Source organism: Nocardia sp. NPDC041819, assembly GCF_055590505.1.
The window spans coordinates 13,121-37,108 of record NZ_JBVJAP010000013.1 but is presented as its reverse complement, the minus strand read 5'-3'; the positions used below and the strand labels follow the sequence as shown (position 1 = coordinate 37,108).

Sequence of the window (23,988 nt, the reverse complement as noted above, 5' to 3'; positions counted from 1 at the left end):
GTCACAGCACGATAACGAGGGGGGCGGGGGCGGACAACAGCAAGCTCAGGAACAGCGCCTTTTCAATATCACGATCAAATATCGACCCCGCAGGTAAATCACGAAACGGAACACCGAAAGTGACATAGGACACATTTCGCATACACCGATGCATTCCGGGCATCCGTGGGCCCCCGCGGGTATGCGGGCGCGGCGCTCAGAGCCGGTAGACGCGCCGCGCGTTGTCCGTGGTGATCTTCGCCAGTTCCAGCGGATCCTGGCCGCGCACCTCGGCCAGCGCCCGCACGGTGTACGGCAGGCAATACGGCTCGTTCGGCGCTCCGCGGAACGGATGCGGGGTCAGATACGGCGCGTCCGTCTCGACCAGGATCTGGTCGTCGGGCACCACCTTCGCCGCTTCCCGCAATTCGTGCGCGTTCTTGAAGCTCACCGTCCCGGAGAAGCTGAGGATGTAGCCCTCGGCCACGCAGGACAGCGCCATGTTCGTGTCCGAGGAGAAGCAGTGGAAGATCACCCGATCCGGCGGGCCCTCGTCCAGCAGCACGGTCAGCAGGTCGTGATCGGCCTCGCGGTTGTGGATCATGAGCGGCTTGCGGACCCGCTTGGCCAGGTCGATGTGCCAGCGGAAACCGTCGATCTGCGTCTCGATGTCGGCGCAGCCGTCCAGCTTGCCCGGCCAGTAGTAATCGAGGCCGGTCTCGCCGACAGCGACCACCCGCGGGTCGTCGGCCAGGCGCTCCAGCTCGGCCTTGGCGTCGTCGTCGAGTGCGTTCGCCCTGGTCGGATGCAGCGCGACGGCGGCGTACACGCGATCGTCCCAGTGCGCGGCCCGCACCGCCCACTGCGCGGCGGCCAGGTCGTCGGCGACGGTGACCACTCGGCCGACGCCGACCGAGGCGGCGCGGTCGACGATCGCGGCGGTGGACGCCGCGTCGGTCGCTCCACAGGCGTCCAGGTGGGTGTGCGCGTCCACGATCGGCGCCAGCGGCTCGGGCAGCTCCGGCGCGGGACGTCCTGCGCTCATCGGCGGCCACCGCGCGGCGCGGAGGCGGGGACCCGCGCGTCGGCGCAGGGCATATTCACGCGAGCGAAAGAATGCACGCGCATTACAGTAGACACACCATGAGCGAAGCTGACCGCCCCGCCTTCTACATCACCACGGCCATCGCCTACCCGAACGGCGCGCCGCACATCGGGCACGCGTACGAGTACATCTCGGCCGACGCCATCGCCCGCTTCAAGCGCCTCGACGGTTACGACGTGTTCTTCATGACCGGCACCGACGAGCACGGCCAGAAGATGCAGCAGGCAGCGGCCGCCGAGGGCCTCCCGGTGGAAGAGCTCGCGGCGCGCAACTCCGACGTGTTCGAGGCGATGGACAAGACGCTCGACATCTCCTTCGACCGGTTCATCCGCACCACCGACGAGGACCACCACGCCGCCAGCGTCGCCATCTGGGAGCGGATGCTGGCCAACGGCGACATCTACCTGGGCAACTATTCGGGCTGGTACTCGGTGCGCGACGAGGCGTTCTACACCGACGAGGAGACCACGGTGCTGGAGGACGGCACCCGCATCTCGACCGAGTCCAAGACGCCGGTCACCTGGACCGAGGAGTCGAACTACTTCTTCCGGCTGTCGGCCTACCAGGACAAGCTGCTGGCGCTCTACGAGGAGCACCCGGAGTTCATCGCGCCGGCCACCCGGCGCAACGAGATCGTCAGCTACGTCAAGGCGGGCCTGAAGGACCTCTCCATCTCGCGCACCACCTTCGACTGGGGTGTGCCGGTGCCCGGCCACCCCGACCACGTCATGTACGTGTGGGTGGACGCGCTGACGAACTACATCACCGGCGTCGGATTCCCCGACACCTCCTCCGCCGCCTTCGGCAAGTTCTGGCCTGCCGATGTGCACATCATCGGCAAGGACATCACGCGGTTCCACACGGTGTACTGGCCCGCGTTCCTGATGTCGGCCGGCATCGAGCTGCCCAAACGCGTGTTCGTGCACGGGTTCCTGTACAACAAGGGCGAGAAGATGTCCAAGTCGGTCGGCAACGTGGTCGACCCGCTGGAACTGGTCGAGAACTACGGCTTGGACGCGGTGCGCTTCTTCCTGCTGCGCGAGATCTCCTACGGCCAGGACGGCAGCTACAGCCACGAGGCCATCGTGGGCCGGATCAACAGCGACCTGGCCAACGAGTTCGGCAATCTGGTGCAGCGCAGCACCAAGCTGGTCGCACGGGACTGCGGCGGCGTGGTGCCGACCCCCGGCGAGTTCATCGATGACGACCGCGCGCTGCTGGATCTGGCGGGCGGTCTGCTGGATCGCTGCCGGGCCGAGTTCGACGCGCAGCAGATGCATCTCGCGCTGGAGGCGATCTGGCTGACCCTGGGCGAGACCAACCGGTACTTCTCCGCGCAGGCGCCGTGGGCGCTGGCGAAGTCCGGTACGCCGGAGGATCTCGCCCGCGAGGCCACCGTGTTGTACGTGACGCTGGAAGTGCTGCGCATCGTCGCGATCCTGGTGCAGCCGGTACTGCCGGGGTCGGCGAGCCGCATCCTCGACCAACTGGGACAACAGAGCCGGACGTTCGCCGATATCGCCACCCCGATCGAGCCCGGACTGACGCTGCCCGCGCCGGAACCGGTGTTCCCCAAGTACATCGAGCCGAAGGACTGATCGCTTCGGCCCAGCGTCGCGGCGGGCCGGAAAGATAAGGCGCACAACACTTTCGCCGTGTTGCGCGGCACCATGCCCACGGGTGGATCCACCTGCCTTCCCACCGTGGAATGCGTTGTCGGATAATGAAACACCGGTTCGCGGCCTGGCGACACCCCGGACCGTGTGCGATCGGTACGACGACGTTCCGTTCGGGATCGGTTCCGGCACAGAGAGGGCACACATGGGCCAGCAGCACGCGACGGCATCCGTTCACCGGTCCGGTTTCGCCGAGCGGCATCGGGCGGCACGCGAAGCCGTGCTCACGTCGCAACGCGGCAGGCTGGTCGAGGCGATGGTGGAATCCGTGGACAGCAAGGGCTACCCGGCCACCACACTCACTGACATCGTTGCCAGAGCCAGGGTTTCGCGCACCACCTTCTACGACCACTTCGCCAACAAAGAGGAGTGCTTCGCCGAGGCGGTGCACACCGGGGTCGACATCATGGCGACCCGGATCGCGGACGAACTCGCCCAGTTGCCGCCGGACGCCGACGCCTACGCGAAGATCGAATCCATCGTGGTCACCTTCTGCCGGACCGTCGCCACCGAGCCGGATTTCGCCCGGCTGGTGCTGGTGGAGTCGTTCAAGGTGAATCAGGACGCCGTGGGCTACCGCGACCTGGCCGTCGACCGGTTCGCCCAGCTGTATCGGGTGTTCTACGACCAGGCTCGCGCGGCGGACCCCGCGCTCCCGGAACTCTCCGACGGGCTGATCGCCCTGATCCCGGACGCGATCGGCGAACGGACACGGCGGGTGATCGTCTCCGACGGACCCGCGCGGGTGCCGGATCTGGCGCCGCTGTTCGTCGAGTTCGTCATGACCGCCCTGGGGCTGGCGGTTCCGTCCTGAATACCGCGACTGCCGTGCGGGCTCTCACCGGGCGCGGCCGGTAACCCACCCGTCGTCCGGTGGGGTACCGGCCGCGGGTCTCACTTCCAGCGGCCGAGCAAGGTCTCGATCTCCTTGGTCAGCACGGCTTGCAGGAAGGGGCCGAAGGTGATCCGTGCGACGCCCTGGTCGGCGAGGGCGGCCTTGTCGGCCTGGTCCGGCGCGACGGTGGCGCTGATCGGCAGCGGCAATTCACCGGTCAGACGGCGCATGTCGGCCTCGGCGTGGCGGCCCACCGGGAACAGCACGTCCGCGCCCGCCTCGGCGGCCAGCTTCAGGCGCTCGATGGCACGGTCGACGCGATCGGAAGCCTCGCCGTCCTGACGCAGGAACAGATCGGTGCGCGCGTTGATCACCAGGTGCACACCCGCCGCGTCGGCGGCCTCGCGCAGGCCGTGCACGAGGTCGGCGTGCTCCTGCGCCGCGCGCAGCCGCTTGCCCTCGCTGTGCACCGTGTCCTCGATGTTGAGCCCGATCGCACCCGCTTCCAGCAGCCCGTCGACCAGCCGGGCCGGCTCCTGCCCGTAGCCCGACTCGATGTCGACCGATACCGGAACGTCCACCGCGGCCGTGATCTGCCGTACCCGGGTCATCGACTCGTCGAACGTCATCTTCTCCCCGTCCTCGCGGCCGATCGAGTCGGCCAGCGGGTGACTGCCGACCGTCAGGGCCGGAAAGCCCGCCGCCACGGCGACTTTCGCGGACCAGGCATCCCACACCGTGGGAAAGACTCCGGGGTCCCCCGGCACGTGCAATCCGAGGAACGTCGTGGCCTTGCTCTCCAGAGAAGTCATACCGATGATCATGCCCGCCGCACCACCTCGGGTCGACTACCCGCGGCGGAGCGAAACCTCACAGGGACGCGTCGGCCTACGAGGTGCGGCGCGCGGTGAGAACCGCGTCGTAGAGTTCGCGACGGGAAACGGCGTGGACGGCGGCGACCTCCGCGCAGGCGTCCTTGAGGCGCGCGCCCGCGGCGGTCAGCGATTCGACGGCGTCGACCAGGTCCGCGGGGTCGGCGGCGGAAGGCTGGGCGCCCGCCAGCACCACCGTGATCTCGCCGCGCGCGCCCTCGACTGCCCACTGGGCGAGTTCGGCCAGCGTGCCGCGCACCACTTCCTCGTAGGTCTTGGTCAGCTCCCGGCAGACGGCGGCGCGGCGGTCCGGACCGAGGATCTCGACCGCGTCGGCCAGGCAGTCGGCGAGCCGGTGCGGCGCCTCGAAGAAGACGCAGGCACGTGATTCGGCGGCCAGCGTGCGCAACCATTCCCGGCGCTGGCCGGATTTACGCGGCGGGAATCCGTCGAAGCAGAACCGTTCTACCGGCAAGGCCGACAGCGCGAGTGCCGTGGTCACCGCCGAGGGGCCGGGCAGGCAGGTCACCGGCAGGTCGCGCTCGACACACGCCGCCACCATGCGGTAGCCGGGATCGCTCACCGACGGCATGCCCGCGTCGGTGACCAGCAGCACCGTGCGGCCGTCGGCGATCTCCTCGAGCAGCATCGGGATCCGCGCGGCCTCGACGTGGTCGTAGAAACTCACCACCCGGCCGGCGATCTCGACGCCCAGCGCCTTGGCCAGCGACTTGGTGCGCCGGGTGTCCTCCGCGGCCACCACGTCGGCGGTCGCCAGTCCCTCGCGCAGGCGCTGCGAGGCATCCCCGATGTCGCCCATCGGTGTCGCCGCGAGCACCAGCCTGCCCGTCGTCACTGTCGCTGTTCCGCCTCTCCGAGTAGTCAGGCCGTCCGAGTCGGGTGTCGAGAGATTCGCGAGCTACCCGTGTGCTGAGGAAATCGGTTCGTAGCGTATTCCGGTCCCGGCGAAACCACCCAACGCGTACGGCCTGAATACTCGGAGAGGCGGCACAGCATACGATCGGGGCGTGACCCAGGTGACCGACCAGCGCGCGACCGCACGGTTCGGAACCGTGCCCTCCTGGTCGAGCCCGGGCCCGCTGCGGCCGCCGCCCGACTTCGGGCCCGACGACCGCCTGCGCGGCTGGCTGGTGACCGCGTTCCTCACCGCGATCGCGGCGGTGACCCGCTTCACGATGCTCAACTACCCGACCGACGCAGGCACCCCGGTGTTCGACGAGAAGCACTACGCCCCGCAGGCCTGGCAGATGCTCACCGGCGGCTGGGTGGAGGACAACCCCGGCTACGGGCTGGTGGTGCATCCTCCGGTCGGCAAGCAGTTCATCGCGATCGGCGAGGCGATGTTCGGCTACAACGGCTGGGGCTGGCGCTTCACCGCCGCGCTGGCCGGAACCGTGCTGGTGCTGCTGGTCATCCGGATCGTGCGCCGGATGGCGCGCTCCACCCTGATCGGCGCGATCGCGGGCATCCTGCTGATCGCCGACGGGCTCACCTTCGTGTCCTCGCGCATCGGCATGCTCGACATCTTCATGGGGTTGTTCGTCACCGCAGCCTTCGGTTGCCTGATCGTCGATCGCGACGAGGTCCGCGCCCGGTTCGCCCGCGCGGACGCCGAGGGCCGGATCGGCGTGACGGACTGGGGGCCGCGTCTCGGGGTGCGCTGGTGGCGCTTCGGCGCGGGCGTGCTGCTCGGCCTGGCCTGTGGAACCAAATGGTCCGGCGTCTATTTCATCGCCGCCTTCGGCCTGCTGAGCGTCTACTACGATCTCGCGGCGCGGCGCGACTACGGCGTGCGCCGTCCCTGGCTCGGCGTCGCGCTGCGCGATATCGGGCCCGCGCTCTACGCGCTGGTCCTCGTGCCCCTCGGCGTCTATCTGGCCGGCTATTGGGCCTGGTTCGCGAGCGAGACGGGCGTGTACCGGTACATGCCGGGCAATCCGTCCGCGCCGACCGACCCGATCGGTACCGGCGGATTCTGGTCGCATGTGGCGCCGGGCGCGCTGCGTTCGCTCTGGTTCTTCAACGCAAGGTCGCTGGAATTCCACACGGAGCTGACCAATTCGGCGGGCAACCATCACCCGTGGGAATCCAAACCATGGACCTGGCCCATGGGTCTGCGGCCGATGCTGTACTACTACGCCGACAGCGGCGTCAGCGGTTGCGGCCAGACCCAATGCGTGAAGGCCGTGATGCTGATCGGGACGCCCGCCATCTGGTGGGTCGCGGGCCCGGTGCTGGCCTGGATGCTGTGGCGCGCCGTAACCCGTCGCGACTGGCGCTACGGCGCCGTGCTGGTCGGCTACGGCGCCGCGCTGCTGCCCTGGTTCGCCACGCTCGACCGGCAGATGTACTACTTCTACGCCGTCCCGATGGCCCCGTTCCTGGTGATGGGCGTGGCGCTGGCGCTCGGCGACGTGCTCGGCCCGGCGCACCCGAGCACCATTCCGCGCAGCCCCGCCGGGACCTATCTACCCGCCCCGCCGAACGAACGGCGCAGCCTCGGACTGCTCGCGGTCTGTCTCTACCTGGGCCTGGTGATCGCCAACTTCATCTGGCTCTGGCCGATTCTCACCGCCCTCCCGATCACCCCGGGCAATTGGCACGACCATCTCTGGCTGCCAAGCTGGCGGTAAGGGGCTCACCCTTCCAAGGCCGCCTGCACGTAACGCAGGGCCGTGGCGTCGTCCAATCCCAATCTGCGCACTGTCGCGACGTAGGCGGTGGCCGCGCGGCCCGCGACGTCGCGGGTGGGGTCGCCGGATGACGCGATGAACGAGCCTTGCCTGCCCCGGGTTTCGACCACGCCGTCGGCCTCCAGCTCACGGTAGGCCCGCGCCACCGTGTTGGGGGCGAGGCCGAGCTGGGCGGCCAGGGCGCGGACGGTCGGGATCTTGGTTCCGGCCGTCAGCTCACCGGAGCGCACCTGGGCGATGACGGCGAGGCGTAGCTGCTCGTAGGGCGGCACAGCGGATTCGTGGGAGACCGTGACGGTGAACATGCCCGCGCTCACAAGTCGTCTCGGGACAACGGGCAGGACAGGCAGCGGGGTCCGCCGCGGCCGGAGCCCAACTCGGAGCCGGGGATGCGCAGCACCTCGATGCCCGCGTCCTCCAGCCTGGCGTTGGTCATCTCGTTGCGCTCGTAGGCGACCACCACGCCGGGAGCGAGGGCGAGGGTGTTATTGCCGTCGTCCCACTGCTCGCGTTCGGCGGTGACGCCGTCCAGCCCCGTGTCGATCACCCGCAGCTTGCCGATGCCCATGGCCTCGGCGGCCGCGGGCAGGAACGGGTCCGGGCCGCTGATGCCGACCCGGCCGCTGCCGGACCGTCCGCCGTAATCGTCCTCCTTGCGGATCGTGAAGGCGCACAGCGACTCGCGCACCGCCGGATACATCACGACGGCGTCCGCGTCGACCATGGTGCACACCGTGTCCAGGTGCATGGTCGCGCGGGTCTGCACGATCGGCACCACGAGCACGGTGTGCGCGAGGTCGTCGTCGAACAAGCTGCGCGCCAACGCTTCCGCACCCGCGGGCGAGGTGCGCTCCCCGACGCCCACCGCGACCACACCCTCCGACAGCAGCAGCACGTCGCCCCCTTCGATCGGAGCGGTGTGCGATTCGTAGGCGCGACGCACCCCGAGAAACCGGGGATGGAAGGCGTAGATGAGGTCGGTCAGCGAGGTTTCCCTGCCGCGGGCGGGCAGCGCGAGCGAGGTGATCGCGACACGCGGACCGACCCAGAACGAGGAGTCCCTGGTGAACAGCAGATTGGGCAGCGGATCGATGACGAAGTCGCCGCCGTGGTGCATACGGCGCACCAGCGAGGTGGCATCGGGCCCGAAGGGCAACTCGTCGAAGGTCATTCCCGCCACCAGGATCTCGGCCAGTTCCGTGGCGGGCACACCGCGCAGGAAGGCGGCCAGTTCGTCGGCCAGCGTGTGCCCGAGCCTGCGCGCGTCGACCGCGGCGGCGATGCCCTGGATGCGGGCGGCGCCGCTGACCTCGATGGTTTCGGCGAGCAGGTCCGACAACAGCAGCACCTCGGTGCCGCGGCCGCGCAGGACCTCGGCGAAGGCGTCGTGCTCCTGCTGCGCGCGCTCCACCCAGGGGATGCCGTCGAACAGCAGCTGATCGTTGTTGCGCGGGGTGAGCCTGCGCAACTCGTTGCCCGGCCGGTGCAGCAGCACCGTGCGCAGCGTGCCGACTTCGGACGTCACGGCCAGGCGCGCACCCTCCCGCGCGGATACAGCATCTGCTCCCATGATCAGACCGTAGTGCGCCGAGGCCAGGAGAGCACGGAATTCCCAGCTTCGGATGCCGATCGTCCGCGATCACCGAATCCGGTCCCGGCACATCCGTACCTCAAGTATTGTTGAGGTGATTGGGAGGAGCGTGCATGTCGACAGCAGCCGATTGGCGGGCGAAGGAGCTGACCCCCGGGCAGCTTTCCGAGCGTAGTGGAGTCGCGGTCTCCGCGTTGCACTTCTACGAACGCGAGGGGCTCATCACGAGTAGACGTACCAGCGGCAATCAGCGCAGGTATGCCCGCGAGACCTTGCGCCGCGTGGCGTTCATCCGCATCTCCCAGCGCGTCGGCATACCGTTGAGCGAGATCCGGGCCGCACTCGATCAGCTGCCAGAGGGCCGCACCCCCACCCGGCGCGACTGGGAGGCCCTTTCCACGGTCTGGCGCGCCGATCTCGACGACCGGATCACTCAGCTGATCCGCCTGCGCGACAGCCTCACCGGCTGCATCGGCTGCGGCTGCCTGTCGCTGGGCAGCTGCCGCCTGGTCAACGAGCACGACCGGCTCGGTGCCGAGGGTCCGGGCGCCCGCGTGCTCGACGTACAGCTCAACTGCCCGTCGAAGCCAGCAGCCTGCTGAAACGCGCACTGGTGCGCCGCATCACGAACTCGTAGGGGAACGCGAATTTGCGTGCCCACCAATATCCGAAGCGGATGTCGAATGAGCTGTAGACCAGGAACCGGTTGCGTTCGATCCCGCGCAGGATCGCGGTGGCCACCCGTTCCGGCGGCACCGCGTGCTCGGCGAAAGCCGCGGTGAGCCGCTTGATCTTCGGGTCTTCCTTGTTCACCCCGGCCAGCTCGACGCTCTGCACCAGCGGCGTGTTCACCGCGCCCGGCGCCACCAAGTGCACCGTGATGCCGTGTTGCGCCAGATCGAAACGCAGCACCTCCGACACGCCGCGAATGCCGTATTTGCCCGCGCTGTAGGCCGCGTGCCATGGCAGCGCGAGCAGCCCCGCCGCCGAGGACACGTTGACCAGCGCACCGCCCTTGCCCGCGCGCACCATGGGCGGCACGAAGGTCTCGATGACGTGGATCGGGCCCATCAGGTTGACCTCCACCATGCGCCGCCAGTGCTTGTGCTCCAGGTTCTCCACGGTCCCCCACACCGAGGTGCCCGCGATGTTCATGACGACGTCCAGACTGCCGAGTTCGGCGTGCACCCGGTCGGCGAAGGCGCGCACCGCGTCGTAGTCGGTGATGTCCAGCGCTTCCGCCAGGGCGACGCGACCGCCCGCGGCGCGGATGTCGGTCACCGTGGCGTCCAGGCCCTCGGCATTGATGTCGGTGAGCACCAGCTCGGCGCCGTCCGCGGCGGCGGCCAGCGCGGTGGCCCGGCCGATGCCGCTCGCCGCACCCGTGACCAGAACCTTCGCATCGCGCATCGTCGTTCGCCCCGCTCGCACACGACCTCTACCCAGCACCGCGCATCCCATCTCGAATCGCCGAATCGGTTCCCCGCAGGGTAGTCCAGTGGGCGGTCGCCGACCGGGACGCCGCTATCGCCCCAGGACCGCGAGCATGCCCGCGACGGCTCGCGGCCAAGTGAACTGCTCGGCGCGGCTGCGGGCGGCGCGGCGGCGACCGGCCTGCGGCATGGCCAGCACGTCGCTGACCGCCGCCGCGAACGCGGAGGGATGGTCGGCGGCCACCGCGCCGCAGTCGGCCGTCACGATGTCGGCCAAGGCGGAGGATCGGCTGGCCACCACGGGTGTGCCCGCGGCGAGCGCTTCCAGCGCCGCGAGGCCGAAGGTCTCGTGCGGGCCCGGCGCCAGCGAGACATCCGCGGTGGCGAGCAGCTTGGCGACCATCGCGCGCTCGGTGATGAAGCCGGTGAAGTGCACGGCGGGCACCCCGCCCGGCAGCGGGGCCAGCGCGCGGGCCCGCCGTTGCAGCGCGTCCCGGCGCGGACCGTCCCCGGCGACGACCAACCGCGCCTCGACCCCCGCGTCTCGCAACGCGCCGATCGCCTCGATGCTGCGATCCACCCGTTTCTCGACCGACAATCGGCCGCAGTGCACCAGCAGCGGATGACCCGGCACGCCGAGGTCGGCGCGCAGCCTGCGATCGCGCCGGTGCGGGCTGAACAGCTCGAGGTCCACCCCGAGCGGGACCAACTCCACGTTCGCCGCGCCGATGCGCAGGAACTCCTCGCGGGCGAACTCGGTGGTGCACACGACCATGTCGTAGTCGGTGGCGGTGTGCCGGTTGGCCGCGTCGGCGCAGCGCCGCGCCAGCGGACCGGGCAGCACCTGACCGAGCAGCCGGTCGAGCCGCTCGTGCGAGATCATCACGCCGGTCACGTCGCGCCGCCGAGCCCAGCGGCCGAAGCCGCGCAGTGTCAGCCGGTCGGACACCTCGAGCACGTCGGGCCGCAATCCGTCCAGGACATCGGCCACCCGGCGTGGATCAGCCGCACGGTAGCCACCCGTCCACGGAATGGCCAACGCGGGCAGCGTGATCCGCGCGACCCCGGTGGGCAGGATCTCCTCCGACCGGCGCGGACCCGGCACGATCAGTACCACGTCGTGTCCGGCGGCGACGTATCCCTCTCCCAGGTGGTGCAGCGCCGTGCGCAGCCCACCCGAACGCGGGCCGTAGAAGTTCGCAAGCTGAACTATGCGCACGCGGCCGATCGTGCAGCGCATCGGGGCACCCGTGCCCAACGGTGCGTGAACGGGCGTGGAAGACCCGGATAACCGGCGGCTGCGGCCGTGATCTCAGTGCGCGGGCAACCCGCGCCCGGCCCGGGGCAGATCCAGATCGAGCGGGATGCGGCCCGCGGTGAGGTGCGTTTCGACCTGCTCGGCGGGCATCGGCTTGGCGATCAGGAAGCCCTGCGCGCGGTAGCAGCCGAGACCGACCAGGGTGCGCGCGGCGACGGCCGTCTCGACGCCCTCGCCGACGACACCGAGCCCGAACGAGCCGGCCAGGCCGATGATGGATTTCACGATCGCCAGATCGTCGGTGCTGGCGCCGAGCCGCTGCACGAACCCCCGATCGATCTTCACCGCGTCCACCGGCAGCGCCTTCAGATGCGACAGCGAGCTGTAACCGGTGCCGAAGTCGTCGATGGCGATCTGCACACCCATCCGCTTCAGCCCGCGCAGCGTGACCTGGGTCCGGGCCAGGTCCTGCACCACGACGTGCTCGGTGATCTCCAGGCACACCGAGCTGCCATCGATGCCGAACAGGCGAAGGATGTCCTCGATGCGCTCGACGAAGTCGAGGCTGACCAGCTGCACCGGCGACACGTTGATCCGCATCACCACGTTGCCCGCCAGGCCGCGCCTGCGCCATTCGGCGAACTGCGCGCACGCCGAACGGATCACCCAGCGCCCCAGCTCCCCGGCCAGGTTGGTGGCCTCGGCGACGGTGACGAACGCGGCGGGCGGCAGCAGCCCCCTGGTCGGGTGCAGCCAGCGGACCAGCGCCTCCAACGCCACGATGCGGCCCGTGCGCAGATCCACCTCGGGCTGATAGTGCAGCAGCAGCGAGCCGTCCGACACCGCGCCGCGCAGGTTGAGCTCCACATCGTCCTGGAGTTCGAATTGCGCGCGCATGGTGTCGGTGAACACCGCGACGCCGTTGCCGCCGCCTGATTTCGCCGACAACAAGGCGTGATCGGCGCGGCGCAGCACGTCGGCGACGGTGGTCTCACCGGGGAAGCCGAGCGCTACGCCGACACTCGCGCCCCGGCTGACCGACTCGCCGCCGACGGTGACGCGCCGGGCGATCAACTGCTGGATGCGGTTCGCCTCGTATTCGGCGGCCACCGCGTCCATGGGCTTGGCGGGCACGATGACGAATTCGTCGCCGCCCAGTCGGGCGATCATGTCGTTCGGGTCCAGGTTCTCCCGCAACCGCGTCGACAACGTGCGGATGAAATTGTCCCCGGCGGTGTGACCGAGGAAATCGTTGAGGGCTTTCAAGCGGTCCAGGTCGAGGAAGAAGGCGGCCACCGGGCCGGGACTGCCGGAGCGTAATCGCTCCTCCATGTGCTCGAGCAGCGCACGCCGATTCGCCAGGCCGGTCAGGTCGTCGTGCAGCGCGATATATCGGAGACGTTCCTCCGCGACCACCCGCGCCTGCAGCTGCGCGAACAGCGCCGCGATGGCTTTCAGCACGTTGAGTTCGCGAGTGCTCCACTCGCGATCGCCGGACTTGACGAAGCCGAGCACGCCGGTCGGCTCGCCCCTCGACAGCAGCGGCACGGCGGCCGAGGTCACCCCCACGATGCCGGACCCGCGGCGGACGGTCTCCTGGTAATCGGCGAACTCCGGGGTCGGGCGCGCGACCATCGGCTCGGTCGCGTTCTCCAGCGCACGGAACACGGGATCGGCCCCGTCGAAGTAGATCACGCCGAGGGGGTCGGGATCGGGAATGTTCTGCCGGTGCGGCCATTCCGCGACGAGCACCGTTGCCCGGCGTTCGCGGTCGGTGTGCCGCACGTAGCTGAAATCCACGTCGAAGTACTCGACCAGTTGAGCGAGCACGCGTTCGGTGGCGGCGACCATGGTCGTGGCGTCCACACCCATGAGCTCAGAGGCGACCTGGGTCACCAACGAGTCGAGTGTCCGCCGTGGCACATTGTCTCCGATCGCGCTAACTACTGGTGTCCACACCGAGCACCGGACGCCGCCTGCTGCGTACGGTGGCGGCGGAGGCGTAGCTCAGGCGAAGCACCAACGCCATGGTCTCATGCTCAGGCACTTCCAGCAGGTCCAGGAAACGGCCCTGAAGTGACGCTAGTGTATCCGCGAAGTCGGGGGAAATCGCAGCAAGTTCGCCATGGCGTCGGGCGTAGAGGTATACGGGGGAAATCGGTTGCACACTCAATCCGAGGCGCTCGGCCTGCACCCAAACCCGCACGACCGCCGCTCCGGCCGCGGCGTAGTCGGTCAATCGCGGGTCGATCCCGTCGAATGTCACCGCCAGAATGGCGGAGCTGGAGCGCACCCGGTCACCGGTGTATTTGCCCAGCGCCGAACCGCCCGCCCAGGACCGCAACTGCGCCATGACGTCGGCGCGGGTGGTGATCTCGAATGCCGCCCACTCGTCGTCGGTCAGCTCCAGGCTGCGCGCGTCGATTCCGGTCTCCGGGTCGTCGTCGGAGGCCCAACGGACCTCGGCGAGCATTTCCTCGTATAAGCGCGGCGTGAGATAGCGGATTCGATCGGAATCGCCCAGCAAACGTGCAGCTTCTTCGATGTCCTGCCGATCCACGACCGCGCGCACGTGCGCCCCGGCTGATTCGGCGACCGCTGTGAGCGTGTCGAGTACGCCGTCGGCAGGCCCGGCCCCGGTGCCGATCCTTCGGTTGGTCTCGCGGCGCAGCACAGCGGGATACTCCGCGGCCAGCTCTGCACTGCGGCCGTCTCCCAGTCGCAGGCGGGCGAGGAGACGACCGGACCCCGGCGGCCCCTCGACGAACTCGTGCGGCCCGAGAATCCCGTGCGCGGCGGCGGCGGCCCGCGCGTTGTACACGGCCGCGCCGAGCGCGACGGCGCTGCCGCGATAGCCGATGTCCATCGCCGTGCTGTGCTGTGGCGCCAGTTCGATGGAGATCTCCCCTGCCTCGGCGCGCAGCGACCACGGCTGCATGTTTCCCCCGGACGGCGCCCGTTGGGCGCAGGCCAGGACGCTTTCGACGGGTCCACCGACGGGCTCGGGCGGCGCCTCGGCCCACACCGGCTCGTCGTTCGGCGGAGGGTCGGCCAGCTCGTCGAGATGCCGCTCCACATCGACCCGGACGCGACCGGAAGCCAGCTTCATCCCCAGTCCGATGCGCCGTACCGCGGCGACCACGCCGGCGGCGCCGAGGGTGACGTCACCGGCCAGCTGCGGCCAGCTGGTCACCGTCTCGCCGACTTCGACCAGGCTCGCACCCAGTCTCGGCGACAGGCCGGCGGCGCCGAGCAGCTTCACCACGAACGGCGCCTTCTCGCGCGAGGTCAGCCCGCGCAGATCCTGCGCGCGAACCTCGCCGAGCAATCCGTGAAACGCCGGACGCCCCGGTTCGAGATCGAAACGCTCGACGTCCAGCAAACCGCGGTCACTGGTTTCCATCAGCACCGGAATGCGATGCCGAGCCGCCGCCTCGCGAATCACCAGTTTCATATCGAGAGAATCGCATTCCTCGACCACGATCGCGAGGCCGTCCAAGAATTCATCCGCCGAATTCTCGTCGACACCGGCCGCGAAGATCTCCACCGGAAGATAGGGATCCAACTCGGCGATACGGCGGGCGGTCACCACCGCTTTGTTGACGCCGACGTCGAACAGCGTTCCCGCCACCCGGTTGAGATTCGACAATTCTATTTCGTCCAGATCGGCCAAGCGCAGCCCGCCGCAAACACCCTCGAGTGCGAGCAGTTGCGCGATCGCGTTTCCCGCGCTTTGTCCGATTATCCCGATGGTGCCTTCGGCCAGACGTTCCTGTTCGGCTCCGGTCAGTTTGTTCCGATTGCGATCCAGCCGAATCGACCGGAAAGTACGCGGCCCCGGCAATCCGACCACCGCGGCGCGCCACGGATAGTAGATCCAGCGATCCGCTTCGGGCCCCTCCGGGAAATCCGGCGCGGCGACCATCTTGCGACGCTCGGCGCGCAACGACACACGCAGGTCGCGGAACTCGACGTGCGGGTCGTCGCGCAGGCCCGCGAGGGTCCGCGCGTCCGCCGGATCGGCCGGGTCGAGGATCAGCGGCCGGTATTCCGCCATTCGGTTCCGGTCATCGCCCATGGCCGCGCCGGCCCTCCGTCGCCCGGCCTGCCCCGCACCGCGTGTCGAGCGGACGCGTGGTGGGCAAGCCGAGCGCGTCCTGCTCGGCTCGCGTCGCGGACCGCTGGGATTCCTCGGCCAACGCGCCATAGCTTCGTGTGTCCCACCACAGCGGAACGGTTCGGTAGCGCTCGTCCGGATACGGCACCGCCGGGATGCACTCGGCCGCGACCGCACCGCACGCCTCGTGCCGGGACACGGTGAAGGAGGCCACCGTCGCGAAGCCGTACCGTGCGCCGAGCAGGCGCGCGCCGTGCAGCACGGTGCGCGAGATCGCGGCACCGAGTTCGGCCCGGTTGGCCGCGTCGCGGGCGACCCATGCCCCCTTGGCCTCGACCACGCCGTGCGGTATCCGGTCGGCGATCATCCGCCGCAAGTCCTCCGCGCCCGGATGACCGGCCCATTCCACCAGCGCGTGCGCCTGCCGCGCGTCGGTGTACGGCCCTTGCATCCGCGTTCCGGCGACCATGTCGCCGTCGGCGTCGAGCGCGGCGAAGAACAGCGACGTCGACGCACCGTCAGAGACGGCGTCGTATTCGAGCGCCTGTTCGACTCCGAATCGCCGGTAAACATCGCGCGCCCCGTTCAGATACCGGTGCCAGAGTTCCGGATGACCACTCGGTTCGGAGACAAAGAACGCACACTCGGATTGCGCGTCGTAATACCGTTGCACTCCCCGTCCACGGGAGTTCCTCGGCACGACTGCAATCAGATCCACAGTCATGTTGTTCCACTCCATCGCCGCGCTGCCCTGCGCGATAGTCCAGCCCGATGCAGCCCCACACGGCCCCGAGCCGAGACGAAGTTGCCCAGGGCAGTATCCGTCATCGGACAGGAATTGACCAGCCGTCCGGCTAATCTTCCGAAAACTCTGCGGTACATGCAATATTTTTGCAGGTCAAACCCAGCGCAATCGCAATCGGAAATAACGGGGAGACCAGTCGGTTCGACGTCAGTTACTATTTAGCAAGCTAAACGAGGATGGAAATGAACAACTCGACCGATTCCGGCCCGTGCCAGATCTCGATCTCCTCGCGGTAAGCCCGGGTGATCTCGGCGGACGCCGTCGCGTCATCTACCTGCGCCCATACGTCCTCGACGGGATCGTGATAGTCGCCATTCGGCGCGAAACGGGCATAAACGCCTTTGGGCACCCGCACCAAGACGTCGCCCACCGGCACAGCGTCCGGGGACGGATACTCGAAGCAGACCACCGCGTTGTAGTTCCCGGCCGGATCCGGCACATACACCGTGTACATCGGATGGTCGTCGCCGGCCCGGTCGCGCAGCCGGTCCTTGAGGAAATCGATCAGGTCGCTGTTGCTGACCTTGAAGCTCGGGCGCACCCGCGGCACCACAAGCCCGCCGTAGATCGCCTCGGCGCGCACCACGATCGCATAGCTCATCGCGCGTCGACCGCCAGGTACAGATCGATCTTGTAGGCGTGCGGATAGCACTCGAAATCGCCGGTGTAGGTCCGTTTGATCTGGTTGTGCTCCTCGGCATAGGCGATCTGCGTCCACAGGTCGGTCATCACCTGCGGGAAATTGCCGACCGAGGAGAACCGGGCGTAGGCCCCGCCCGGCAGCCGAGCGACCAGGTGCCCGCGGGTGACCTCGTCGAACGACGCGCACTGATAGCCGACGATCTGTGTGTTGTAAGTGCCCAGCTCGCCGGTGTAATCGGTGTAGGCGCTGGCCAGCGGGCCGCCGAGTTCCTGGTGCAACACCGCGGCCCAGGCGGCCTCCAGATCACGGTCACGCAGTTCCCCGAGCGCACGTTTGGGGCTGCGCACCGGCAGCCCGGCAACCCACGTCTCGTCCCGCTCGACGATTTCAAACTGCATGGAAAGACTCTTTCGGAGAAAGCCGGAGGTGAACCACCGCGTCCGGTCGGTCGGAATCGCCATGCTACCAACCCGGACCGGGTGGTACCGATCACACATCGCCCCCCACGACCGCGCGATCACCCCGCTGAACTGGACAGATGTCCGAAGCGGTACGGTCCGGACGGACGCGATCGGCGGCCGACGGCACCGGCGGGTCGCGCTGATGCATAGTGGGCATGATCGTCCGGTTCGCCCCTCGGGCACCCCCGAACGGAGTTCTGATGAACGAGACGCCGATCTCCGAGCGATACCGCCGCGCCGCGCCCGGGCACGCCCGCGAGCCGCGCGAGCACGCCGCCGACCCGAACAGCCGGTACTGACATGTGCCGGACCATCGCCGAACTCGACGCGACGATCGCCGACTGCTTCGCCTGCCCGCGTCTGGTGGCCTGGCGAGAGCTCGTCGCGAGACAGAAGCGCGCCGCCTTCCGCGACCAGACCTATTGGGGCCGCCCCGTCCCCGGCTTCGGCCCGGCGGACGCGCGGATGCTGATCGTCGGACTCGCGCCCGCCGCGCACGGCGGCAACCGGACCGGACGGATGTTCACCGGCGACCGTAGCGGCGACGTGCTCTACGCCGCGCTGCACGCGGTCGGCCTCGCCAACCAGCCGACCGCGATCAGCCTCGACGACGGCCTGCGACTCGACGGCGTGCGGATCACCGCTCCGGTGCATTGCGCGCCACCGGACAACAAGCCGACGCCCGAGGAGCGGGATCGCTGTGGCCACTGGCTGGATACCGAGTTGCGGTTGCTGACGCCCACCGTCCGGTCGGTGGTGGTACTGGGCGCGTTCGGCTGGCAAGCCTTGCTTCCGGTACTGGCACGGGCGGGCTGGGTGGTTCCGCGCCCGCGCCCGCGCTTCGGCCACGGCGCGCACGTGGAACTGGCCGCGACCGACGCCGAGCGGAACCCGCTGCACCTGTTCGGCTGCTATCACGTCAGTCAGCAGAACACCTTCACCGGACGACTCACTCCCGCCATGCTCGAGGCAGTACTCGCCGACGCGGCCGAAACCGCCGGGCTCGAGGTGCGGCGAAGCCACGCACCGCGCGGGTGATCGCTCCCGCATCGCCGCTGTCGAGCGATTCAGACGTGATCGACCAGGGCCGGGTGACCCGCTTCATGGGCGCAGTGCGCGCAGCAGAAGTACTCTCCCCGCGCCTCCACTCCATGGCCGAGGATGCGGCAGGAACAGTGCGTGCACGTGGGCGCCATGGCGTTGATCGCGCATTCGAAGCTGTCGAAGGTGGCGGACTCGCCGTCGCGGGTGATGGTGAACGTCTTGTCGTACTCGTTTCCGCAGGTGTCGCAGGTAGCCATCTGGTCTCACCGGTCCTCTCGCGTCGAATGGACTAGCGCGTCGCAGTTCGCGGTACCCAGCGCCCTCCACGCAAAACGAATCGGGAAACCTCAGGTCAGGCGCAGCGCTTGGACCGGGCAACTGTCCACGACGAGTTCGAGCAGCTCCCGTTCGGTCGGCGCGACCGTGTCCGCGGGCACGACGATTCCGTCCTCGCCGACCCGGAACAGATCCGGCGCCAGCGCTTCGCACATGCCATGGCCCGCGCACACGATGCGGTCGGCGACGATCCTCATCGGCCGATCCGCTCCAACCGGAGGGGCAGGCCGTCGGCGGGCACCGGTCCGGTCCCGGCGACCAGCGGTAGCTCGTAGCCGTCCGGCACGCTCCAGCGATAGCGCAACAACATCTGGTGCACCACGGCTTTGACCGTCATGCCGCCGAAGTAGAGGCCGATGCACTTGTGCGCCCCGCCGCCGAAGGGCGCCCACGCGAAGCGGTGCGATCTGTCCTCACGGCGGTGGTCGGCGAAACGTTCCGGATCGAATGTGTCGGCGTCGTGCCAGTACTCCTCGTTGCGCATGAGCCCGTACGTCCCGCACAGGATGAACGTCCCCTTCGGCAGGTAGTAACCGAGGATGTCGGTGTCGGCGATGGTTTCGCGGACCTGCTGAGCCACCGGCGAGTAGACCCGCAGCGCCTCCTTGAACGCGAGGTCGAGCGAGGGCAGGCGGTCGAGATCGTCGTAGTCCAGCGCGGGCTTGCCCAGCGCGACGGATTCCGCGCGCAGCCGCTCCTGCCATTCCGGATGCCTGCCCAGCTCGTAGACGAGCATGGACGCCGCGATGGTGCTGGTGTCGTGAGCGGCCATCATCACGAAGATCATGTGCTCGACCACCTCGTCGTCGGTGAAGGTCTCGCCCTCCGCGGTGCTCGCCCGGCACAGCACGCTGAACAGATCGTTGCCGCCGCCCGCGCGCTTGGCGGGCAGCTCGCGGCGGAAGTGCTCCTCCAGCACCCGGCGCCCGCGCACGCCGCGGGCCCACACCCCGCCCGGCACGTTCGCCCGGATCAGCGCGGCCCCACCGCGCACCGCGTCCTCGAAGGCGCGCTCCAGCCGTGCGGCGTCCGCGCTGAGTTCCGCGCCCGCGAAGACCTCGGTGGCCTGCTGGAGCAGCAGCTTCTTGATCGCGCGGTAGACGCGGAAGTCGTCGGCCGGCTCCCACCGCGCGATGCCGCGGGTGATCCGCGGCGTGGTCATGTCGAGGTAGCCGATCAACCGCGGCCGCGTGAAAGCCTGTTGCATGACGCGCCGGTGCAAGAGGTGGTCGTCGAAATCGCGCAGCAGCAAGCCGCCGCGGAAGAACGGGCCGATCAGCCACTCCCAGCCGCGTTGCGCCGACAACACCTTGTTCCGGTCCAGCATCACCGCCTCGTAGCCCTCCGGGCTGCCGAAGGTGACCATCCGCCTGCCGAGCATGCCGAACCACTGCACCGGACCGAGGCGATCGAAGCGGGTGCGAGCGAATCCGATCGGATCGGCCAAGGCGTGCACGGTGTACCCGATACCGGGAAGCCCGAAGTCGCCGAGCACCGGTTTCAGTCCGCTACCCTGCGGCGGATCGGCCAGCGGCCGCACGGGTGCCGGGTAACGCGCGACCGCCCGCGCGGCCGCCCGCTGCGCGTACCACGCCCAGGTGGTCCGCGCTCGGCGGATCGTGCCGGAGACCTCATCGAACGACTGGGGCACAAGCAGACTCATGGCCGTCTTCCCTTCGCGACACTGCGGTAGTCCGACGATAGAGGAAACATACGTTTCCGTAAACGTTTGTTTCCCAATTTTGACTGTGCCAAGCTTGCGTGGTGACCCGAACCGTCAGCGGCACCTACCGCGGAGCCTCCACGGCCGAGCGCCGTGAGGACCGGCGCAGGCGGTTGCTCGACGCCGCCCTCGACATCATCGGCACTCAGGGACTGTCGGCGTTGACCGTGCGCGGGGTCTGCGAACAGGCCAAAGTCGGCCCGCGCTTCTTCTACGAAGCGTTTCCCGACCGCGACGCGCTCGCCTCCGTCGTGCTGGTGGAGATCCAGCAGGCGGCACTCGACCGGGCGAAGGCCGCCATCGCCGAGACCGCGGGCACGCCCGCCGACCGGATCCGCGCCGGGGTCGCGGCCCTCATCGTCGAACTCACCGACGATCCGCGGCGGGCGAAGGTGGCCTTCGCCCAGACCTACGGCGACGAGGCGCTCATGCGCAGCAGGTTCGCGGGCATGCGCCAGGTCGCCGACGTCATCATCGAGCAGACGCGCCTGGTGCTCGAATTGCCCGAAGGTCAGGACACCGCCATCGCCGCGACCTCCCAGCTGATCACCGGCGGCGCGGCCGAACTGGTCATGGTCTGGCTGGACGGCGGACTCGACGTCGACCGGGACGGATTGGTCGCGCTGCTCGGCGATTTCACCGTGGCGATGCTCGATCGGCTGCCCGCGGTCGCCGCGCGACTGTCCGGTCTCACACCAGATTCCTGATCAACGACGACATCAGCGGCTCGCGCAACCCGGGCAGCGCGGCGAAGTCGCCCGCGACGACGCGGTTGGTCGCCAAGGAGACGACCGCGCCGATCACCGCCTCGCCCGCCAGCCGCTGATGCGGCCGCGCCGCGCCGAGCGCCGCGGCGAATCCGTCCACCAGAGCGGCCTGGGCCGCCAGCCGCCGCTCCAGCACGGACCTGCCCGCCGCGTACACCTCGACCAGAAAGACCTTCGCCACCTGCGGTTCCTGTGCGAGGGTGGCGAAATACGCGTCGAGTGCGCGGTCTATCCGCTCGAGCGGCGTTCCGTCGGCCGCGAGCGCTCCCGCGATCCGGGTCATCACGATCTCCACGGCCATGTCGTAGGCGGCGAGGAAGCACGCCTCCTTGTTCGCGAAATGCTGATAGAAGGTCATCCGCGACACCTCGGCGCGTTTCAGCACGTCGGCCACCGTCGCCGCCGCGTAGCCCTTGTCCGCGGCCGCTTCGATCATCGCCACCAGCATGCGGGCCCGCTGCGCGGCCACCACGTCTTCCGGCGCGATGCCGTGATTACCGCCGTGCAGTTTCCCGCCCGCCCGCGCTTTCAGCAACGATCCTCGCTCCACGTACCGATGCTAGGCCGATCACGGTCCCGCGCATACCGCGGTGACGATGCGCGCGAATCGGACCGCGAACGGTCCCGGGCGGGGCACAATGGCCGTCCGAGAGTGCTCGATTCGACGAAGAAGGAGCGTGATCGACAGTGCTGGGCAGACAGCCGGCGGGACGAAGCGCCCTGGTCGCGGCGCTGTGCATCGGCGGGTTCGCCGCATCGGCGCCCCCGGCGACGGCGGATGAACCCGTGTTCGTGAACATCGGAGTGATCTACACCTTCGGCGATATCTGCTACGGCGAAGGCCGGGCAGGCGTCTCCTCGCCCACCGGAACACCCGGTGCGGCCCGTTTCGGCATCAGCTTCGCCAATCAGACCCCGGTGGACACGCCGTGCGCCTTCACCGCGTTCGCCAACTGGCGCAACCTCGACACCGGCGCCGCGGGCACCGTGGCCGTCCCCGTCCGCGACGACACGGCCGGAAACCAGCCACCGGGAACCGTCTTCGCCGCCCTGCCCACCGGCCCGGGCCGGATACAGGTCGACGTGACAACCGACTACCCGCACCTGGCGGCCCCGCCGGTCGAGATCAAGATCAACTGAGGTTCGATCCGCCCACCGCGCCGCATCTCTAGCGCTGCGGCGGTTTGCGCCAGTAGGCTGCGTGCCGAGCGCCCCGAGTCGGCGCGACGCAAAGGGGGGATACACGGATGTCCGTGTCAGAAAGGCGCGTCGATACTCGTCGCGGAAATCAACGGCGAATGCTGGTCACCGGTCTCATCGCCGGTACGTTGGCGACCTCCGCATGCGGTGGCGGGTCAGGTCCGAAGGATCCCGCGCACCCGGTTCCGTCACCCCTCCCGACGCCGACTTCCAGCAGTCAAGCGATCAGCGGCGAGAATCTGGGCTACCTGTGGCCGCTCACCGTAGACCACGGCACCCTGGAATGCCGGCCCGGCGACCTCGCCGTGTTCATCGCCCCCGACGGCACCGCCTACGCGCTCAACGACAACGCCTCCACCGCCGGAATCGCGAGCATCGAACCCCTTCGCGCCACCGGTGCGGGAGGCGACAAGATCAGCCTCGGAGCCATACGTAGCAAAACCCTCGCGCTCTGCCATCTTTCCGGCTGACGGCCGGCAGCTTCCTCGGCTCCTCGCAGCCTCTTACCAGGAGCAGAGCGACGCGGCTCGGCGCATCACCCGCTGAACGTCGCGGCTCAGGCGTTCACGGCTGCCCGAGTCGATATGGATCGGTCGAGACCGTGATGACGACCATCGCACAGCAGGGATATCCAGCCCTGAAGAGCGGCCGAATCCGAGGACATCGCGGGCGCTCGCCGGATCCGCCGACGAAAGCGGGTGATGGCGGTGCGCGCGCTGTGCCCGGCTCCTAGACTGGGGAATTGCGGCACGGTCGATCGTCGAAGCGCCGCGGTAGCTTCGCGATCGGCGCAACTCGAAGTCCCGATCCAGCGAGGGCCGGTGCATCCGGTCCGCCCATGCAGGAGGGCCGCATGCCCGACTCGTTCCATCTGCGCGTCTGCCTGGTCGGCCCAGGTTGCCTTTGCCCAACGGTGACGCTGTTCCTCGCACCGGAGCCGCTGATCCCCGGCGGCAATATGCTGCACCTACTCGAGCAGACCCCGCTCTCCACCGACACCGGCGCACCGACCCCCGACGCCGAGGTGATCTACCTGGTCGAGAACGAACCGGCAGCCGGGGGCCCAGGGTTACGTCCCGAACTGCACGAGTTCCGTACCGGCCGCCCCGACCCCCATCAGGTCCACGACATCCTGCACGACCACCACATCACCGACGCCGCGCCGATCGGCTTGGACATCACCGATCCCGCCGAACTGACCCGCCTGGCCCTGCTCCCCGAACACCCCATCGGCTACCGCCGCATCGACGACTTCCAGCAGGAAGCGACGGCCCGCGCCATGCTCGCGGTCTACCGCCTCTTCGAGGTGGACCAGCGAGTCCGCCTGATGTACCACGGCTTCGCCGACCCCGGCACCGGCTGGTTCGCCCTGCGTAGCGCCACTGCTTGAGCCACCGGCCAGCTCTGCCCGGTACAGGTGCACCGGCAG

At 68.9% G+C, this 23,988-nt stretch carries 26 protein-coding genes; 9 read left to right on the top strand and 17 right to left on the bottom strand.

Annotated features, from left to right (window positions below; genetic code table 11):
* Position 1: 1 nt before the first annotated feature.
* Together ACZ6DL_RS29085 and ACZ6DL_RS29080 are read right to left on the bottom strand one after the other, a co-directional pair.
* Positions 2–133, bottom strand: a complete 132-nt coding sequence (locus ACZ6DL_RS29085) for a hypothetical protein (protein ID WP_466055856.1) — start codon at positions 131–133, stop codon at positions 2–4.
* A 63-nt stretch (positions 134–196) separates the two neighbouring features.
* Positions 197–1,024 (bottom strand): TatD family hydrolase, encoded by an 828-nt coding sequence (locus ACZ6DL_RS29080; protein ID WP_357122007.1) that lies wholly within the window; start codon positions 1,022–1,024, stop codon positions 197–199.
* A 71-nt stretch (positions 1,025–1,095) separates the two neighbouring features.
* Here ACZ6DL_RS29080 and metG point away from each other — a divergent pair, with 71 nt between their 5' ends.
* Both metG and ACZ6DL_RS29070 read left to right on the top strand, forming a co-directional pair.
* On the top strand, positions 1,096–2,682 hold the full coding sequence (gene metG, locus ACZ6DL_RS29075) for a methionine--tRNA ligase (RefSeq protein ID WP_466055854.1): 1,587 nt from the start codon (positions 1,096–1,098) through the stop codon (positions 2,680–2,682).
* 223 nt (positions 2,683–2,905) lie between these two features.
* Positions 2,906–3,574 (top strand): TetR/AcrR family transcriptional regulator, encoded by a 669-nt coding sequence (locus ACZ6DL_RS29070; protein ID WP_062972630.1) that lies wholly within the window; start codon positions 2,906–2,908, stop codon positions 3,572–3,574.
* An 80-nt stretch (positions 3,575–3,654) separates the two neighbouring features.
* Here ACZ6DL_RS29070 and ACZ6DL_RS29065 read toward each other — a convergent pair whose 3' ends face one another.
* Both ACZ6DL_RS29065 and rsmI read right to left on the bottom strand, forming a co-directional pair.
* Positions 3,655–4,407, bottom strand: a complete 753-nt coding sequence (locus ACZ6DL_RS29065) for an isocitrate lyase/PEP mutase family protein (RefSeq protein ID WP_393233662.1) — start codon at positions 4,405–4,407, stop codon at positions 3,655–3,657.
* Positions 4,408–4,483: 76 nt separating this feature from the next.
* A complete protein-coding gene (rsmI, locus tag ACZ6DL_RS29060; protein WP_466055851.1) occupies positions 4,484–5,323 on the bottom strand; it encodes a 16S rRNA (cytidine(1402)-2'-O)-methyltransferase in 840 nt (279 codons plus the stop codon).
* Positions 5,324–5,495: 172 nt separating this feature from the next.
* On the opposite strand from rsmI, the gene ACZ6DL_RS29055 reads away from it, so the two are divergent.
* On the top strand, positions 5,496–7,121 hold the full coding sequence (locus ACZ6DL_RS29055; RefSeq protein WP_466055849.1) for a dolichyl-phosphate-mannose--protein mannosyltransferase: 1,626 nt from the start codon (positions 5,496–5,498) through the stop codon (positions 7,119–7,121).
* Positions 7,122–7,126: 5 nt separating this feature from the next.
* Here the strand turns inward: ACZ6DL_RS29055 and ACZ6DL_RS29050 are convergent, their stop codons facing one another.
* Both ACZ6DL_RS29050 and arcA read right to left on the bottom strand, forming a co-directional pair.
* Entirely contained in the window at positions 7,127–7,486 is a 360-nt protein-coding gene (locus ACZ6DL_RS29050) for a GntR family transcriptional regulator (RefSeq protein WP_063052633.1), read from the bottom strand.
* Between the two features lie 8 nt (positions 7,487–7,494).
* Positions 7,495–8,751, bottom strand: a complete 1,257-nt coding sequence (gene arcA / locus ACZ6DL_RS29045; protein ID WP_040869824.1) for an arginine deiminase — start codon at positions 8,749–8,751, stop codon at positions 7,495–7,497.
* A 134-nt stretch (positions 8,752–8,885) separates the two neighbouring features.
* Between arcA and soxR the strand changes: the two genes are divergently transcribed.
* Positions 8,886–9,374: a redox-sensitive transcriptional activator SoxR gene (gene soxR / locus ACZ6DL_RS29040; RefSeq protein WP_040869825.1), complete on the top strand. Its 489-nt coding sequence runs from the start codon at positions 8,886–8,888 to the stop codon at positions 9,372–9,374.
* Here soxR and ACZ6DL_RS29035 read toward each other — a convergent pair.
* The 7 genes from ACZ6DL_RS29035 to ACZ6DL_RS29005 all read right to left on the bottom strand — a co-directional run bounded on the left by ACZ6DL_RS29035 (position 9,343) and on the right by ACZ6DL_RS29005 (position 17,426).
* Positions 9,343–10,182 carry an SDR family oxidoreductase gene (locus ACZ6DL_RS29035; protein WP_466055846.1) on the bottom strand — a complete coding sequence of 280 codons (840 nt, stop codon included), beginning with the start codon at positions 10,180–10,182 and terminating at the stop codon, positions 9,343–9,345. The genes soxR and ACZ6DL_RS29035 overlap by 32 nt on opposite strands.
* Positions 10,183–10,296: 114 nt before the next feature.
* Positions 10,297–11,424, bottom strand: coding sequence for a glycosyltransferase (locus tag ACZ6DL_RS29030; RefSeq protein WP_466055844.1), 1,128 nt, complete (start codon positions 11,422–11,424; stop codon positions 10,297–10,299).
* A gap of 93 nt (positions 11,425–11,517) precedes the next feature.
* Positions 11,518–13,335 (bottom strand): putative bifunctional diguanylate cyclase/phosphodiesterase, encoded by a 1,818-nt coding sequence (locus tag ACZ6DL_RS29025; RefSeq protein WP_466056070.1) that lies wholly within the window; start codon positions 13,333–13,335, stop codon positions 11,518–11,520.
* 67 nt (positions 13,336–13,402) lie between these two features.
* A complete protein-coding gene (locus ACZ6DL_RS29020) occupies positions 13,403–15,541 on the bottom strand; it encodes an Rv1355c family protein (RefSeq protein WP_466055843.1) in 2,139 nt (712 codons plus the stop codon).
* Positions 15,531–16,304 (bottom strand): hypothetical protein, encoded by a 774-nt coding sequence (locus ACZ6DL_RS29015; protein ID WP_466055841.1) that lies wholly within the window; start codon positions 16,302–16,304, stop codon positions 15,531–15,533. Before ACZ6DL_RS29015 ends, ACZ6DL_RS29020 begins: the two co-directional genes overlap by 11 nt.
* A 247-nt stretch (positions 16,305–16,551) precedes the next feature.
* Complete coding sequence (locus tag ACZ6DL_RS29010) at positions 16,552–16,986, bottom strand: effector binding domain-containing protein (RefSeq protein WP_062975927.1); 435 nt, start codon at positions 16,984–16,986, stop codon at positions 16,552–16,554.
* Complete coding sequence (locus tag ACZ6DL_RS29005) at positions 16,983–17,426, bottom strand: GyrI-like domain-containing protein (protein WP_040869994.1); 444 nt, start codon at positions 17,424–17,426, stop codon at positions 16,983–16,985. Before ACZ6DL_RS29005 ends, ACZ6DL_RS29010 begins: the two co-directional genes overlap by 4 nt.
* 363 nt (positions 17,427–17,789) lie before the next feature.
* On the opposite strand from ACZ6DL_RS29005, the gene ACZ6DL_RS29000 reads away from it, so the two are divergent.
* Positions 17,790–18,527, top strand: a complete 738-nt coding sequence (locus tag ACZ6DL_RS29000; protein WP_466055838.1) for a uracil-DNA glycosylase — start codon at positions 17,790–17,792, stop codon at positions 18,525–18,527.
* Positions 18,528–18,556: 29 nt separating this feature from the next.
* On the opposite strand, the gene ACZ6DL_RS28995 is transcribed toward ACZ6DL_RS29000, so the two are convergent.
* The 3 genes from ACZ6DL_RS28995 to ACZ6DL_RS28985 form a co-directional block, all read right to left on the bottom strand.
* A complete protein-coding gene (locus tag ACZ6DL_RS28995) occupies positions 18,557–18,790 on the bottom strand; it encodes a hypothetical protein (RefSeq protein ID WP_357035746.1) in 234 nt (77 codons plus the stop codon).
* A 90-nt stretch (positions 18,791–18,880) separates the two neighbouring features.
* Complete coding sequence (locus ACZ6DL_RS28990; protein WP_357122046.1) at positions 18,881–19,066, bottom strand: ferredoxin; 186 nt, start codon at positions 19,064–19,066, stop codon at positions 18,881–18,883.
* Positions 19,063–20,532: a cytochrome P450 gene (locus ACZ6DL_RS28985; protein WP_466055836.1), complete on the bottom strand. Its 1,470-nt coding sequence runs from the start codon at positions 20,530–20,532 to the stop codon at positions 19,063–19,065. The genes ACZ6DL_RS28990 and ACZ6DL_RS28985 overlap by 4 nt, the downstream gene beginning before the upstream one ends.
* A 101-nt stretch (positions 20,533–20,633) precedes the next feature.
* On the opposite strand from ACZ6DL_RS28985, the gene ACZ6DL_RS28980 reads away from it, so the two are divergent.
* Complete coding sequence (locus ACZ6DL_RS28980) at positions 20,634–21,299, top strand: TetR/AcrR family transcriptional regulator (protein WP_466055834.1); 666 nt, start codon at positions 20,634–20,636, stop codon at positions 21,297–21,299.
* On the opposite strand, the gene ACZ6DL_RS28975 is transcribed toward ACZ6DL_RS28980, so the two are convergent.
* A complete protein-coding gene (locus ACZ6DL_RS28975; RefSeq protein ID WP_393233627.1) occupies positions 21,283–21,909 on the bottom strand; it encodes a TetR/AcrR family transcriptional regulator in 627 nt (208 codons plus the stop codon). The two genes, ACZ6DL_RS28980 and ACZ6DL_RS28975, sit on opposite strands and share 17 nt — an antisense overlap.
* Positions 21,910–22,046: 137 nt before the next feature.
* On the opposite strand from ACZ6DL_RS28975, the gene ACZ6DL_RS28970 reads away from it, so the two are divergent.
* The 3 genes from ACZ6DL_RS28970 to ACZ6DL_RS28960 all read left to right on the top strand — a co-directional run bounded on the left by ACZ6DL_RS28970 (position 22,047) and on the right by ACZ6DL_RS28960 (position 23,949).
* Complete coding sequence (locus ACZ6DL_RS28970) at positions 22,047–22,499, top strand: hypothetical protein (RefSeq protein ID WP_466055832.1); 453 nt, start codon at positions 22,047–22,049, stop codon at positions 22,497–22,499.
* 158 nt (positions 22,500–22,657) lie between these two features.
* Positions 22,658–23,029, top strand: a complete 372-nt coding sequence (locus ACZ6DL_RS28965) for a DUF2511 domain-containing protein (RefSeq protein ID WP_466055830.1) — start codon at positions 22,658–22,660, stop codon at positions 23,027–23,029.
* Positions 23,030–23,412: 383 nt separating this feature from the next.
* Positions 23,413–23,949 (top strand): hypothetical protein, encoded by a 537-nt coding sequence (locus ACZ6DL_RS28960; RefSeq protein WP_466055828.1) that lies wholly within the window; start codon positions 23,413–23,415, stop codon positions 23,947–23,949.
* The last annotated feature ends 39 nt before the right edge of the window (positions 23,950–23,988 follow it).